Source organism: Candidatus Goldiibacteriota bacterium HGW-Goldbacteria-1, from assembly GCA_002839855.1.
In the GTDB taxonomy this organism is placed as follows: Bacteria; Oederibacteriota; PGYV01; order PGYV01; family PGYV01; genus PGYV01.
Map to the genome: position 1 here is coordinate 153938 of PGYV01000001.1, position 15358 is coordinate 169295.

A 15358-nucleotide genomic window follows, 5' to 3' on the forward strand; every position below is an offset into this window, starting at 1 on the left:
ACCATAATTTCACGAAAACACTTTCGTAAGCAATTATTAAAGGTTCCTTTTATTTTTGCGCAAAAACTGATTTTTTATTTATGGTTTATTTCAGAATTAAAATTTTATCCACTTTTGCCCGTACTTCTTTACCGGCGGTGTCTCTTGCCGTTATCAGATAATAATACGAACCATTGGAAAGGTTTTTAAGATAATTCGGATGAATCTCAATTATATTCTGCCCCGCGTGCCCGCCGGGTGTTTCAAGCATTCTAATCTGCCTGAAATTCACCGTGTAAATAAATATTCTGGCGGATGTGAAACGTTTTGTGGCGGTAAACCGTATCTTTAAACTCTGACCGCTGTCCGTGTTCCACGGGCAGGGATAAACAAGCCTGTCTTTTATTTCAAGTTTATCAGTTTCCGTAGGCTGTGATGTGGGTGTATAAGTGCTTGTGGGAACGATAACCGAAGTGGCGGTGTAAGTGGCTGTTTGGGTAATTACCTGAGTATAAGTGTATGTGAAAGTTGCAGGAACCGCCGTATTCGTATTTGTAAACGTATGGGTGTTGGTAAACGTATTAGTGACAGTGTGCGTGTATGTATTGGTACTACCCGGCGGAACAGTATTGGTTATCGTGGCTGTATTTGTATTTGTAAACGTATTGGTGCTTGTGGCTGTATTGGTATTGGTGGCTGTATATGTGTAAGTGGCTGTGGGAACAGTTGCCGTGTGTGTTGATGTGTTCGTGGCCGTATCAGTATAAGTGTACGTTGCGGTGTTTGTAGAAGTATTTGTAACAGTAAATGTATGCGTATTGGTGCTGCCCGGCGGCGGAGTGTCTGTAATTGTGGCTGTGTGCGTGTTTGTGCCGGTATTGGTGTTTGTATAAGTATACGTGGGGGTATTTGTATAAGTTGCGGTATAAGTATTGGTATCTGTGGGTGTATTGGTATAAGTTGCTGTATTGGTAAAAGTATTTGTCACGGTAAACGTGTGCGTGTCTGTGCTGCCCGGCGGAGGAGTGTCTGTTACTGTGGCCGTGTGCGTGCTGGTGAAAGTGTTTGTATTTGTCGCCGTTGCAGTTGAAGTATAAGTGTGTGTGTAAGTTGCCGTATCAGTGCCGGTATAAGTGTAGGTGGCAGTATAAGTGGGTATTTCCGGCGTGTTGGTGCTTGTTTCAGTATAAGTATACGTGGCTGTCGCGGTGTTTGTATTCGTGTAAGTATTTGTAAACGTATAGGTGTAAGTTGAAGTTGACTGCACTGTAGGCGTCTGCGTCGGCGTGCTCATGCCGGAGAATTCAATATCATCAATGTATATAGGCCCCGGGGTTCCGGCATTAAACTGAATTGCAAAATCATTTATCGCCTGAAGGTCAAGGGTTTTGTTGCCCCCCTGATTTCCGGAATAAGGGTCAACGCCAAGATCAGCAAGGTTAACTGTTATTAACTGCCACGCGCCTGTGCCTGTCCAGTCACCGCCCCTGTTTGACCAGTACTCGCCGTCCGCGCCTGCCGCATCAGATTCCTGCAGTTTAATAAAGAACGTATCGCCAAGCTTTGCTTTTATCCAAAACGTCATAGTGTCAGCGCCGGTAAAATTTATATAATATTCCGGGTCTGCCGCCTGATTATAAGGCGAACCGATAATTCCCACAGCCCCCCAGTTAGAAGGAGGAGTGCTGAAAGTTATTTTAAGGGCGCGCGTGCCGCTGTGCTTATCTTCAGTCGTGTTGGCAAGCGTGACAATTGTAGAGCCGTCGGTTTCTGAATTTGGGCTTTCAAGCATTGTGGATTCAAAGTTATCAAAAACTCCAAAAGGTATCGGCGGCAGCGTGGGTGTCTGCGTGGCTGTATTCGTCACGGTGTAAGTGTTTGTATTGGTTGCCGTGTTTGTGTATGTGTTAGTAAAAGTATGCGTCCACATTGGATTAACTGTATTGGTGCTTGTCGCGGTATATGTGAAAGTGTACGTGTTAACAAGCGTCCTTGTGGGAGTACTGGTTGCTGTATGCGTGGCTGTCGGGAACGTACCTGTAAACATAATGCGGTCAACGTAAGCCGTAGTTGTTCCGGGATTTTCAAGCTGCATAACAAATGATTGTATTGCCTGAATATCAAGTGCATTATCTCCATAAGCCGGCGTGTATTGGTCTCTTGTAAGGCTTGAAAGGTTAATTGTGACCGGCTGCCAAGCCCCGGTAGTGGTCAAAGCATTTCCCCTGTTGCTGAACCTTTCTCCGTCGCCGCCGTTTGCCATTGATTCAGTAAGCTGTATGAAAAAAGCTTTTCCGGCAGGCGCCTTTATATAAAACGTAAGCGCTGCAGCTCCGGTAAAATCTCTGTATCCATATCCGCCGTCATAAGGCGAATTTATAGAAATTAAAGCCCAGCCTGTGCCTGTTGTATCCACTCTCATTGAACGCGCGCCTTCGTATTTATCGGCCGTTGAATTTGTAAGAGTTGCAGTGGAACCGCCGCCTGATTCCGAAGTATCGGGATTGGAAAGCACGCCTGTTTCAAAGTCATCAAACATTCCCGCGGCAACAGTGGGCGTAGGCGTAAAAGTGGGTATTGCCGGATCCCATGTGTATGTGTGCGTGGGTGTCGGGTAATTGCCGTTAGGATTTGGCATATTGCCGGTTAACACAAGCATATACTGCATCTTTAAAAGGTCACAGAAATAATCCGTGCCCCACATTACACCGGTTTCTGTAAGTTCACCGGGGCCGTTGCCCGCGTCCATTGTCACAAGCCTGTTGTAAAGCGCATTTAACCAGTTCTGATCCTGCCCTGCCATTGCGGCAACCGCGACAGCACCCACAGGGCCCGGAAGGTTCATTACATCTTCATCGCATAAATCAGGAGTCCTGTCATCGCGGCAGTAAGAATGTTCTGTTCCGTTAAGCTGATAATGCGATTTAATAAGTGAAGGGGCTCCGCTATACTTGGTTTTAAAATACTGCGAGACCCTGAAAGAGTTATCCTGTGCAAGCTGATGATTTAACGTTCCATATAATACATAGTCATAACCCTGCCTCCATGCGTGGCGTATAGCATCCCACCACCACGTACCTGATTCCATCGCCCAATCGCCGGGACTCCAGGAAGTGCCGTCATAATTACACCAGTTTGGCTGTAATCCTGTATATATTCCAAGTGCGCTGTCATATGTCATTGATGAATTGTAATAATATTTAACAATTGTGTTATACGTCCTGCTTGCAACGCTGTACCACCTTGTCACTCCGGTATAATCGCCTATCATTCTGTAAGTATACGGCGCAAAGTAAGACGGGTTGCCGCCGTCCCATCCATCTCCCGGCCTTATGTCATTGGCCGCGGTAATTTCATACTGAAGCACTTTTGCAGCAAGCGCAATTGCTTCGTTGCGGTAATTAATCGCACCGCCGCTTCCCCACTGTTTGTCCGCCATTATAAGCGCCTGCACCACATCCTGATCAGCGTCAATGGCGGCGCCGCCGCTGTCACAGTAAGGTATCTGCCAGTTCATAAGCCCGTTTCCGTCAAGATGGTTTTGATAATAATTCCACATCCCGTCAAAATACTGTTTGGTGTTGTTTGTCGCGGATGACATATAAACGCATACAACCATCCCGTATGCTATGCCTTCAGACACGGTATCATTTTCAGGGCAACCTTTATGAATTGTATTTCCTGTTTCTGTGCGCTGTACACGCCATTCGCCCACAGCACAATTATTTTGAGTAAGATACTTTGCGCGCCACTTATCAAACCACGCCTGAACATGCTGGTTCATCTGAGCCTGAGTGTAATTATTTGGACGGAGCCCGTAAGGGTAATCCTGTCCCTGTGGGAATGGTAAATTGCAGGTATCAGCAAATATGGAGGTGTGTATTATAATGAGGAATAGCGTTCCAATAATAATTCGCATTTTTAGCAAGTTTTTAATCATAATAACCTCGTTTATTTAATCGGTTAACCTGTTAATTATACCTATACTTAAAAGATTAGACAAGCAGTTTTTATAGAAGTTCCTGTAAAAAACGGCAGCTCGTAGGAGCGGAAAAGGTCAGAAAATGCGAGGGACAGAGGGACGGATGCACGGAGGGACGGAAGTAAAATAAAAACAAACTGCCGCACCCTAAAGGGATGCGCCTACCACTGCATATAACCAAGCCCGGTAAACACGAGGGACGGAAATAAAAAACAAACATAAAACAAATATTGAAAATTCGAAATTGGATAATTAGAAGAAAACCACAGGGGTTGGGTGTGTTTTTTCAGTGCGTGCCGCGATAACCAAGTATGTATGCGGCAATCCGGATGTAATGCCACGCCGGCAGATTCGGATGTACCGCAAGTTCCCGGTTGCCAACGACGTTAACCAACCGGAGATTTCAAGTTTGTTTGATTACAAGCACAGCAATTTGCGGCGCGTGCTGAAAAAATACACACAACCCCGGTTAGGGCTGCAGCTGGGCAGCTAAGCGGCTGGGCAGCCGGGAAGTAAAAACAAATCTAAATCAACTGCCGCACCTTAAAAGGTGCGCCTACCAATGCACATACCAAATCCGTAAAGACAAATATCGAAAATTCGAAATTCGAAAATTTGAAGAAAAACACAGGGGTTGGGTGTGTTTTTTCAGTGCGTGCCGCGATAACCAAGTATATATGCAGCAATCCGGATGTAATGCCACGCCGGCAAATCCGGTTGTGCCGCGGGTTCCCGATTGCCAATGAATTAACATAGTATAGATTTCAAGGTTGTTTGGATACAAGCATACCAATTTGCGGTGCGTGCTGAAAAAATACACACAACACCTGGAAGACTGCAGCTGGGCAGCTAAGCGGCTGGGCAGCTAGGAAGTAAGAACAAATCAAAAATCTACTGCCGCGGGCTGAAGACCCGCGTCTACCAGTACAAATTCAAATACATAGAACAAGCCGCAATATATTGCGGCTCTACGATAAAAAACTTTATCAGCTTAACACCATTTCCCATTCGCTGACTTTGTTGTCACCAAAAAACAGATACCCTTTGTTCATATAACTTCCATCCTGCCTGAATTCAAATGTTTCAAATCCGGTGTATTTATTATCCGTGGAGATGTATGTGGAAACTATATATGTGCCGGCTATTAAAAACTTCCCCTTAAAATTTCCGCTGGTGGGGTTTTTTGATTCCCATTCGGTTTCGTGTTTCCCTTTTTTTACCGGCTTTACCGTATAACTGTTTTTTAATTCCAGCACTTTATTTAATTTAACCGGAAGCCTCATCGTGCTTTCAATAGTTATCTTTCCCCTTTTAAACAGCACTTCTGTTTCTCCTGTTGCCTTTATCTTTCTGCCCTTATCGTCAACATACGTGCCTTTCGCGATCCACAGCCTCTGTTCTTCAAGAAAAATCCCCGCCATTGTACCCTCCTTATTATATTCTGTCTGCTTTTTTAACTATCTCTTTAATCTGCCCGTTTATTTCCAAAGACAGCATTTCTTCCAGCGAAAGCGGCATTACAATTGACCAGTTGCTGTTATCAACGCTGCCCGGTACGTTTATCCTTGTGTCGCGGATGTCCCATTTATCAAAAGCATTACCCAGCGACAGCCAGTCCACTATAAGCTGTATGGAAAATACGGACACGGTTTCATTGGCTTTGATAAGCGCGGCTTTTACAAGTTCTTTTTCAGTAGAATTATCATTACATCCCGTAAAGTACATAAATTTCTTTTTTTCAAACGCGGCTTCATTGAACATATCATAGAACATCCACGCTTTATCGCGCGAAGCATTCAGCGCCGCAAGCACGTCTTCCGCGCTTTTAAGTTCTGTTTTAAACCTTATCCTGGCGGCGTTCTTTGCGGCCGGCTGAAAAAGCGTTTTTCTGACATAGGCGGTTTCAAAATTATTCTCTTCGCACAGTTTTTCCACAAGCAGCGCGTCCACCGTGCCGCACTCATCCTTCCACCATAAAAGAAACGGGCTTGTGTCATGGCTGGAAATTATGGCGGATGCATTTACCCTGTACTGAACGGGATTTTTATAATCATAGGAATTTCCCCAGTCGCGTGTCCAGCGCTGCACATCCATTCCCGGTATGCCGTATTCCAGAAGCGTTTCATAGGAACACACCGGCACCACTCCCAGGTCTTCCGCGCACGGCAGCATATCACAGCTGTTTATCATCGCGTCAAGTATCTTCTGCCCGGCTTCTTTCCATTTGTCCTCTTCCGGCGGGTCAAAAGCCCCGTTTAAACCGTACGTGTTATCCGGCTCGTCCGTGCTTATGGTCCACAGCCTGAAAAGCCCCACAAAATGGTCAATGCGGAACATGTCATAAAAATTTTCGGAATATTTTACTTTTTCAATAAGGTAGTCAAAGCCGTGTTTTTCAATGCGCTCCCAGTTATACGGCGGCATTCCCCATTTTTGCCCCTTTGCAAAGTACATATCAGGCGGCGCGCCGGAGCTTAAATTAAGTTTAAAATAATTCTGGTTTGCCCACACATCCGCGCTGTCGCGCGACACCAGAAAAGGGATATCGCCCTGTAAGAACACGCCCTTATCATTGCAGTATTTTTTGGCATCGGCAAACTGCAGGTAAAGTTCATACTGCAGCCACCTGTAAAATTCAAAAGCCGCGCTTTCCTGTTCACAGAAAAGTTTTACCGCGTCCTCTTCCCTTAACCTGTAAACTTCTTCCCAGTCGGTCCAGCTTTTCTGTTCGTATTTATCCTTAAGCGCTTTGTATGCCGCGTAATCATCCAGCCAAAATTTATTGGCACTTTTAAATTTTTTATAACTTTTATTTTCAGTGTCAAAATCCGAAAAAATATTAAAGAGCAGCCTAAGCTTTTCGCCCTTAACCTTATAGTTTACCCTCTTATTGCCCGCCGGGAACTTTTTCTTAAGTTTTGCAATTTCCGCTTCGTGTTTGCCGCCCCCCTTTATTTCATCTATTCTAAGATACATAGGGTCAAGCGCAAATGTGCTCTGGCAGTCATAAGGGGTGAAATTAAACCCAGAATCATTCATGGGTAATAACTGTATTACGCTTAAACCCGCCTGCACACACCAGTCAGCCAGCAGTTTTATATCCGGAATTTCACCAATGCCCATACTGTTTTTGGAGTATAAAGAGAATAAAGGGGCAAGGACGCCCGCCCTTCTTTTGGCGCCGAACCGCTGCCATTTATCGGCTGTTTTTGATTTTAAGAATAATCCATACGTGTCTTCCGGGTATAAAGGCATATAACCTCCAGCAATGATATGTCATACCGTGATATTATACAGAGCAGGCGTGGATTTGTATATTAATAATTCAGCTGACTTTGCATTCTAACGTAAATAAAACCTGTTGTTTTTAAGAGTATAGGCGTAATAAGTTTTGCCCCTACACTATAATATATTTACATTATTTAAAGCTGTAAAATAAAAGAAACCGCGGGCTCATACGAACCTTATGCCGCAGCTCTTTTATCACTCATCGCTATCTTGCCCGCTCACAGTTTGTCTGTATTACATTACCAGATTTATAAACCCTGTTAACCCGGAAACTATGCGGTTTTCTTTGATGGTATTTCTAAGAAAGCCCTCCTTATATAACCCTGACACTCCATAAAAAACAAAACCGGCAAAGACGGCAAAAAACGCCGCCCATATTAACCTTCCAAAAAAACTTATAAAAAATACCCATCCCGAAAGTTTATAATTTTTGCCCGCCGCCGACTTGATTGCACTACCGACAAATTCATCCACCTGTCCAAATAGCCTCCACGACCCTTGGGTTATTTTCCCTGCCAGCGCGTTGTCTTTTAACAGCACCGCTCCTTTCATAATCGCGTTAATTTCAGCGGAGTTTTCAGGCCGTACAACCGCAAAAAATTCAAGTGCGCTTTTTACGCTTTCAAAACTGCCGTTTACACCGTCAGGCAACACAGATAAGGATGTCTGGGCGGACACCAATGCGGATATATTCTTTCTTAGCATTACAGCCTCTGAATATATTTTTTTATCCTGCGATACCATAGCGGTTATATGATTTTGTGCTGCATTTGTTATTAAATTGGAAACCACGGAAAAAATCACCGCCGCTGCCAGAAGTATCATGGAAATTCTTAAAATTTTCATTGTTTTGCTCATTTTAACCCTCCGTATTGTCACTACATATCAATACAGAGCAATAACCGTGCCGTGGTTATACGCTTTAAACAGGGGCTTTTTGGCACAGTGTATGATTATAACCGTCCTAAATCTGCAACTAATATCAAAAACAGGACATAGTTTTTTTGAATTATGGGGTATAAAACAAGGGGTTTTATGCGGTTATTCCGCTTACATAAGCCTTATCTGACAAAGCTTAATCAGGTTTAAAGAATCTAAAAGTCTTTCTAATTTTTGTTTACTTCCCTGTACTGCCAGACATACCAATAAAAATTTCCCGCCACGCATTCGCTGTTTCATGATAAAGCCTCTGTAACATAAATATTATTTTTTATTTAGGTTTTTTAGCTGATGCCCTATTTATTTTTTCAGGTTATTATCGTCTTTTTAAATGCGGCGGATTCGCCATATTTAGCCTTTGCCTCTTCAAGCATAAAATCATCTCTTTCCTTCTCTATACCTTCTTTCAGTTCTTTCTCCGGCGGCATTATCTGCTTTAGTTCATCCGGCATCCTGTTAGTCAGCCTGTATTCAGCCACACCAACAGGATTTTTGGTATTTTTTAAGGCATACTCAACCGTAATCTTACTCTTATCGGCACAAAGTATTATGCCTATTGCCGGATTTTCACCATCGTATTTTGCCCGGTCATTCAGCAGGTTCAGATAAAAGTCCATCTTTCCCGCGTATTCAGGCTGAAACTTACCTGTTTTAAGTTCTATCGCCACAAGACTTTTCAGTTTACGGTTGAAAAACAACAAATCTATAAAATACTCTGTCCCGTCAAGCGTCAGCCTGTACTGGTTGCCGATGAAACAAAACCCCGCACCAAGTTCCAGCATAAAACACTTCACCCTCTCAACCAGCCGTTTTTCAAGCTTTCTTTCAAGTACCGGTTTTGTGATACCTAAAAAACCCAGATTATAAACACTCTTCATTGATTCGTCAGCCTGCTCGGCCAAATTTGCAGGCAAAGCTTTTGTGTAATTATTCTGTTTCCCTGCCTTTAAAGAATATCTGTAAGCATCGGATTTAATCTGATTAAGTAAAACATTGTGTGTCCATCCATTTTCAATACATGTATTTATATAGTATTCCCTCTCTTTTATATCCTTAACCTTCTGCATAATCAGTATGTTTTTACCCCATGACAAAAGTAGCACAAGTCGTGCTACTTTTGCGCTATCTTTGTATTCCAGGTAAAATAGTCTCATTCTCCATAAATTATGCGGTGAAAATCCATGACTGTTGCCAAACTCATTTGTCAGGTCATTAGACAGTCTTTTAACAACAGAATCCCCCCATTTATATTTGGCTTGTTTTTCAACAATTTCTTTCCCTATATCCCAATACATAGAGATAGATTCCCTGTCTATGGACCTGGCAGCGCTTATTCTGGCAGATACTACCCTGGCCTTTATTTCTTCATAAAACTTTTTATATCCTGTCATCTTCATTTTAATTTTCCCCATATTTATCTCCCCTGTATTATAAAAAATAATTTTAATTTTATTATGTCAACAAATCAAAATTTCCGGTCAGATTCCGATCTCCCACGTTGCATCTATCCATTTTTTTGGCGTCAGATAAAACCGTTCAACCCCGCCTTGATTTTAAAGGTAACGGATTCGTTGCCTTTAAAATTCACTTTGTACATTTACCCCCTACAGCCCTTTCTTTTATCTTTGTATTGCCCCCTCTATGTTTATTCAAATACACACTACTGAATATTTTAACAAAGACGCAGGCACGCTGCAAAACGCGCATAGCGTTCCATAAAATCCGCACTGTTACATTTTAGAAAAACCCGCCCCCATTTGCGTTCATTCAATAATAACGCTTCCCAAAAATAAATCAATTTTATTTTCTAAACAAATTTCTCCATAATATAATCATCCATTATAAACCCGTGCCCTATATCTTTTATTATTTCACGGACTTTCATGTATCCCATTTTTTCGTACGCCTTAATGGAATTTTTATTGTTTTTATGGACGTTTAAAGATATCCTTGTAAGCCCTTCTTCTTTTGTCCTTTTCTCCGCGAATTCGCTCATAAACTTTCCCAGCCCCTGATTTCTTAACCTGTTTACCACATACAGTTTGCTTAAGTACATCGCGCTGCCCTTATTTTCCAGCGCCATATAGCCGGCGTCTGTGCCGTTGAGGGAAAGGATATAGTACTCCGCGCCGTCGTGAATTTCTTTTATTATCCGCTCTTCGGATTGATAGGTTTCAAGCATATACTTAACCTGTGCTTCACCTATGATAGGGGTATAATGCTCCGGCCATATTTCATTGATAAGTGTCAAAAGCCGGCCTGTGTGTTCTTTTCCCTTCACTTTTATCAGTGAAGGTTTTTTGCCGCCGGGCATTACGGCCTGCGCTTAAACGCCACTACGCCCAAAGGCGGCAGTGTAATAGAGATGGATTTTTCCATTCCGTTCCACGGGGTGTCCTGTGAATGCACTCCGCCCATATTGCCCTGATTGCTTCCCCAGTATTCATGGGAATCAGAATTAAATATCTCTTCCCAGAAGCCGCCGTCCGGTACGCCAAGCAGGTAATTGGACCTGACAACAGGGGTTAAGTTGCATATTACCACTATGGAATCGTCTATGAAAAGTTCGTTTTTTCTGACAAAAGAAAGCACAGAGTCTTCGTAATTTCCGCAGTCCAGCCACTGAAAGCCGGTCCAGTCGTGCTCGTGTTTATTAAGCCCGGGTTCGCTAACATAAAGTTCATTAAGTTTTTTAACCATTTTCTTTACGCCGTCATGGTTGTAATACCCGGCTGATTCCCAGTTTAAACTTACATTCACGTTCCACTCTTCCCACTGTCCGAATTCATCGCCCATAAACAGCATTTTCTTTCCGGGATGAAACCACATGTAAGATAAAAGCGCGCGAAGGTTGGCAAATTTCTGCCAGTCATCACCCGGCATCTTTTTTATTAAAGACCCTTTTAAATGCACCACTTCATCATGGGACAATGGCAGCATAAAGTTTTCGGTAAACGCGTACATCATTGAAAAAGTAAGGTTGTTCTGGTGCCATTTTCTGTAAACTGTGTCCTTGGAAAAATATGAAAGCGTATCATTCATCCAGCCCATGTTCCATTTAAAACCAAACCCAAGCCCGCCGGCGTAAAGCGGCCTTGTGACCATGGGCCATGACGTGGACTCTTCCGCTATTGTCTGCGTGTCAGGATATTCTTTATAAACCGTCTCGTTGAATTTCTTTAAAAAATCAATAGCCTCTAAGTTTTCCCTGCCCCCGAATTTGTTCGGTATCCATTCGCCTTCTTTGCGCGAATAGTCCAGATAAAGCATGGAAGCCACCGCGTCAACACGCAGGCCGTCTATGTGATATTTATCCAGCCAGAAAAGCGCGTTAGAGATTAAGAAATTTATTACTTCGTGCCTTCCATAATTAAATATGGCGGAACCCCAGTCCGGGTGAAATCCCTGACGCGGGTCAGCGTGTTCATATAAATGCGTGCCGTCAAAATACATAAGGCCGTATTCATCAGACGGAAAATGCGAAGGCACCCAGTCAAGTATTACGCCAATGCCGTTCTTATGCATGTGTTCCACAAAATACATAAAATCCTGCGGCGTGCCGTAGCGCGAAGTGGGCGCAAAAAAACCTACAACCTGATAACCCCACGAAGCAAAAAACGGGTGTTCCATAACCGGCATTAATTCCACGTGGGTAAAGCCCATATACTTGCAGTATTCCGCCAGCTGGAGCGCGGTTTCTTTGTAGCCAAGCGATTCAAGGCCGTCGCCTGTTTTGCGCCAGCTTCCAAGGTGCACTTCATATATGGACATGGGCGCGTTAAGCGCGTTTTTCTTGTGCCGTTCTTTCATCCATTCATCATCTGACCAGTTGTAATCGGTATCCCATACCACAGACGCCGTTTTTGGCGCGATTTCCCAGGATAGCCCAAACGGGTCGCCCTTATCAGCGCGGTAATCATTATGATTGCTTACGATGTGATATTTGTATATTTCGCCTTTGCCTATCCCCGGAATAAAACCTTCCCAGATTCCGGAATCATCCCAGCGCATTGTAAGGGCGTGCGCGGTGGAATCCCAATTGTTAAAATTACCTATTACAGAAACGTGTTTTGCGTTTGGCGCCCATACCGCGAAATTCACCCCGGTTTCCCCGTTTACAGTCCTGACATGAGACCCCATCTTGTCATAAAGGCGGAAATGATTGCCTTCTTTATAAAGGTACACGTCGTGTTCGGTAAATACTGAAATTCCGTGCACTACTTTTCCGGCTGCCATATGAAACTCCTTGAGGTGATATATTTTATATAGATCTCATTATACACCAGCAGGACACTAAGTTAAATGGTAAAAATCAATACTGCTATACAGTATTTAAATCGGACAAAAAACAGATTAAACTTGAAAAACAAACCACTTTTATATATACTTTCTTTAATAAAAAAAGGGGAGGTTCATATGAAAAGAAATCTGTTTTTACTGTTTGTTATTGTTCTTTTTTCTGTTTTTTTCGCGGTAAGCTGTTCCACTGACAGCCCGTCATCATCATCCACACCCGCACCAACACCTGTAGTACTGGATTTCAACACCGGATTTGAAGATTTTGAAGATAACAGTTCCGCTTTTACGGTAAATGGCATACCCGGCACCATAACAGTGGGAAATGATTCAGCAGACGGCGGCACTTCCGTAATAACCGGAAGTTCTATAGTTTCCGGACAACTTTCAGGTACGTACAGCCTTGCTTTAACGGCAACGGTTAAAACATCACTGCCTTTCAGCACAACCGAAGGTGATTACACCGTAATGGCGCCCATTGCCGACAGTATCGGTTACGTGACCATAAACGTAAACCTTAACAATCCGGTGGATGCTATAACCAATAACGACCACCTTTATTTCACACACAAAATTTCAAGTACATCCGGAATGACATACAGAATTTACTTCTATTCACAGGACGGTAAATACTGTTATACAGGCAATCAGACACCTTCAACAACATCAAACAGCTACAACTTCTACTTTAGCAGCCTTTTGAATCCCACAGGTTATACCGCGGAAGATGTGCTGTCAAACCTGAAGAAAATAGTCTTTGTTATAAGGTACAAAGCTTATGGATTATCACAAAAAGACATCAACTTTTACATAGACAATATAGGAATAACACACGACATAATATAAAGAAAAAAAGCCGCGGCAGTCTAATCGTCTGCCGCGGCTTTTTAATTTAAATTCTTACTTTATCCCAAGTTCTTTTATCCTTGTTTCACACATCTTTTTTGTCTTCACGTCCTGCCAGTACAATTCCGCGGAAACCGGCGCGGCAAGCACCTCTTTAAATAATACCGCCGCTTTTTCTTTCTCGCCGGTGTCATTCATGGCATCCGCAAGAAATAACTTTGCTATATTGGTGTCTTCCAGCGCTAAAGCTTCCTGTAACAGCTTCTTTGCTTTATTTTTATCCGGCCAGGTAATCACAAAAGGTATATTCGGCGCTTTCCAATGAAGCCTTCCAAGAACTATAAGCGCGGCCGGTTTATTTGGCCCGTCAAGCGCTATTGTTTTTTCGCTGTATTTTTTAATTTTGTCCGCAATACCGTTTGAAGCGGATTCAAAAAGGTCTGATATATCGCCTTTCCTTGCCCACATAAGCCCAAGGCAGTAATTATAAACCTCTGACTTTTCCGGATCAAGCCCGCTTTTTTCTATAAGCGCAATAACATCAGCATACGCCTTTTTCTTTTCATCCACCGTCCCTATATCCATATGATGATATTTATAGTTGGCGCACTTTGCCAGCTGATAATATACATTTTCCGGCACGCCATCTTTGCCCGCCGGTTCAACCGCTTTTTTGTACAAAGCATCCGCTGAATCAAGCAGTTTCACCGCTTCTTTTACATCTGTCACGGAATTAATTTTTGCCAGTATTGCATCCGCCTGCGAAACAGGATTAACAGCCGTATCCTTTGCCTGAACATCAGATACAAACAGTAAAATCATTACCGTCAGGACAATAATCGTTCTTGTTTTTTTCATAAAACCTCCTGTGTATTTTGCACATTTTACCCCCTTTAACCGTCAAAATCAAGCAGCAGCAATAAAAACCGAGGGACGGATGCAAAACAAAAACAAACTGCCGCGCCCTAAAGGGACGCGCCTACCACTGCGTATGCCCAAGCCCTGTAAAACCTGGGTACAAAGGGACAAATGCACGGGGGATCGGAATTAAAAACAAACATGGAAAATTCGAAATTCGAAAATTTTAAGGACAGAGACAAAACAGGGGTTGGGTGTGTTTTTTCAGTGCGTGCCGCGCAAGGATAGCATTGATACGGCAGGAGCGCTTTAATGCTGAGCGCGCGCTGAAAAAATATACCCAAACCCTGTAAGGCTGCAGCCCGACGGTTCAAAAGCTCAGCAGCTCGGAGGAACGAAAACAAAGCGGTTTAAGCTATAGGCAGTTAAGCAGAAGCGTAACTAAAAAATGGTTGGCAAGTTATCGCTATAGCTTAATGCTTAAAACGCTAAGGTGCCATGTTTTATACTATCGCTATAGCTTAACTGCTTAAAATTCTAAGGCGCTATTTTTACTCAACCGCTTCTTCTTATATGCCTATAGCTTAATATGCTATTTTATGGATTTTCAACCTTGTTCAGCCTTATGCGCATTATTCCCAGCGGTACTTTCCACTCTATTACATCATTTTCCCTGTAACCTATAACCGCGGTTCCAATTGGCGCTAACACAGATACTTTATCATCATCCGGCGAAGCTTCCTGCGGAAGCACCAGTTTAAAAATAGTTTTCTCCCCGCTTTGTTCGTCAATAATTTCCACCTTAGAATTAATCCTTACAAGGCCGGCAGGCGCCTGCTCTTTTTTTATCACAGTTGCCCTGCTTACCTCTTTTATAAGCTGCTCAAAATATTTCCTGTTGCTGCCATAAACACTTCCGTTATCCGAAGTCATCTTTTTTATCAGATTTACGTCATCTTCAACCATAAAAATCTCTTTGTTTTCCATGTTATTACCTCCATTTTTATTATTGGGCTTATACTTCATTTAACCGGCGTCACACCGCAGCCCGGCAGTATGCGCCGCTTTTACATACAGGGTTTTTCATTAAATGCCTCCTTTTACCCTTAAAATACAAAATCCGGAATCTATAAACCTTTGGTTTATAAATCCCGGATTACTTTTCAATTA

General features: G+C 43.0%; 10 protein-coding genes. 1 reads left to right on the forward strand and 9 read right to left on the reverse strand.

The window, feature by feature from the left end; genetic code table 11:
• Positions 1-85: 85 nt before the first annotated feature.
• The 7 genes from CVV21_00600 to CVV21_00630 all read right to left on the reverse strand — a co-directional run bounded on the left by CVV21_00600 (position 86) and on the right by CVV21_00630 (position 12424).
• The gene (locus CVV21_00600) at positions 86-3919 is read right to left on the reverse strand and encodes a hypothetical protein (GenBank protein PKL92875.1); all 3834 of its coding nucleotides are present in this window, start codon (positions 3917-3919) and stop codon (positions 86-88) included.
• Between the two features lie 1028 nt (positions 3920-4947).
• Positions 4948-5382, reverse strand: a complete 435-nt coding sequence (locus CVV21_00605) for a hypothetical protein (GenBank protein PKL92876.1) — start codon at positions 5380-5382, stop codon at positions 4948-4950.
• A gap of 13 nt (positions 5383-5395) precedes the next feature.
• A complete protein-coding gene (gene malQ / locus CVV21_00610; GenBank protein ID PKL92877.1) occupies positions 5396-7216 on the reverse strand; it encodes a 4-alpha-glucanotransferase in 1821 nt (606 codons plus the stop codon).
• Positions 7217-7483: 267 nt separating this feature from the next.
• Positions 7484-8107: a hypothetical protein gene (locus CVV21_00615; protein PKL92878.1), complete on the reverse strand. Its 624-nt coding sequence runs from the start codon at positions 8105-8107 to the stop codon at positions 7484-7486.
• 389 nt (positions 8108-8496) lie between these two features.
• Positions 8497-9600 (reverse strand): DUF1016 domain-containing protein, encoded by a 1104-nt coding sequence (locus tag CVV21_00620; GenBank protein PKL92879.1) that lies wholly within the window; start codon positions 9598-9600, stop codon positions 8497-8499.
• A gap of 395 nt (positions 9601-9995) precedes the next feature.
• Positions 9996-10502, reverse strand: coding sequence for a GNAT family N-acetyltransferase (locus CVV21_00625; GenBank protein PKL92880.1), 507 nt, complete (start codon positions 10500-10502; stop codon positions 9996-9998).
• Positions 10502-12424: a 1,4-alpha-glucan branching enzyme gene (locus CVV21_00630; protein ID PKL92881.1), complete on the reverse strand. Its 1923-nt coding sequence runs from the start codon at positions 12422-12424 to the stop codon at positions 10502-10504. Before CVV21_00630 ends, CVV21_00625 begins: the two co-directional genes overlap by 1 nt.
• 66 nt (positions 12425-12490) lie before the next feature.
• Here CVV21_00630 and CVV21_00635 point away from each other — a divergent pair, with 66 nt between their 5' ends.
• Positions 12491-13330 carry a hypothetical protein gene (locus CVV21_00635; protein PKL92882.1) on the forward strand — a complete coding sequence of 280 codons (840 nt, stop codon included), beginning with the start codon at positions 12491-12493 and terminating at the stop codon, positions 13328-13330.
• A 54-nt stretch (positions 13331-13384) separates the two neighbouring features.
• Here CVV21_00635 and CVV21_00640 read toward each other — a convergent pair whose 3' ends face one another.
• The gene (locus CVV21_00640) at positions 13385-14188 is read right to left on the reverse strand and encodes a hypothetical protein (protein ID PKL92883.1); all 804 of its coding nucleotides are present in this window, start codon (positions 14186-14188) and stop codon (positions 13385-13387) included.
• Between the two features lie 597 nt (positions 14189-14785).
• A complete protein-coding gene (locus tag CVV21_00645) occupies positions 14786-15214 on the reverse strand; it encodes a hypothetical protein (protein PKL92884.1) in 429 nt (142 codons plus the stop codon).
• Positions 15215-15358 lie beyond the last annotated feature (144 nt).

Bases quoted from the DNA above. Each gene is read 5' to 3' on its own strand.
- CVV21_00635 (PKL92882.1), top strand. From the start codon at position 12,491: ATGGTAAAAATCAATACTGCTATACAGTATTTAAATCGGACAAAAAAC.
- CVV21_00630 (PKL92881.1), bottom strand. From the start codon at position 12,424: ATGGCAGCCGGAAAAGTAGTGCACGGAATTTCAGTATTTACCGAACAC.
- CVV21_00620 (PKL92879.1), bottom strand. From the start codon at position 9,600: ATGGGGAAAATTAAAATGAAGATGACAGGATATAAAAAGTTTTATGAA.
- CVV21_00640 (PKL92883.1), bottom strand. From the start codon at position 14,188: ATGAAAAAAACAAGAACGATTATTGTCCTGACGGTAATGATTTTACTG.
- CVV21_00600 (PKL92875.1), bottom strand. From the start codon at position 3,919: ATGATTAAAAACTTGCTAAAAATGCGAATTATTATTGGAACGCTATTC.
- CVV21_00605 (PKL92876.1), bottom strand. From the start codon at position 5,382: ATGGCGGGGATTTTTCTTGAAGAACAGAGGCTGTGGATCGCGAAAGGC.
- CVV21_00645 (PKL92884.1), bottom strand. From the start codon at position 15,214: ATGAAGTATAAGCCCAATAATAAAAATGGAGGTAATAACATGGAAAAC.
- CVV21_00625 (PKL92880.1), bottom strand. From the start codon at position 10,502: ATGCCCGGCGGCAAAAAACCTTCACTGATAAAAGTGAAGGGAAAAGAA.
- malQ (PKL92877.1), bottom strand. From the start codon at position 7,216: ATGCCTTTATACCCGGAAGACACGTATGGATTATTCTTAAAATCAAAA.
- CVV21_00615 (PKL92878.1), bottom strand. From the start codon at position 8,107: ATGAGCAAAACAATGAAAATTTTAAGAATTTCCATGATACTTCTGGCA.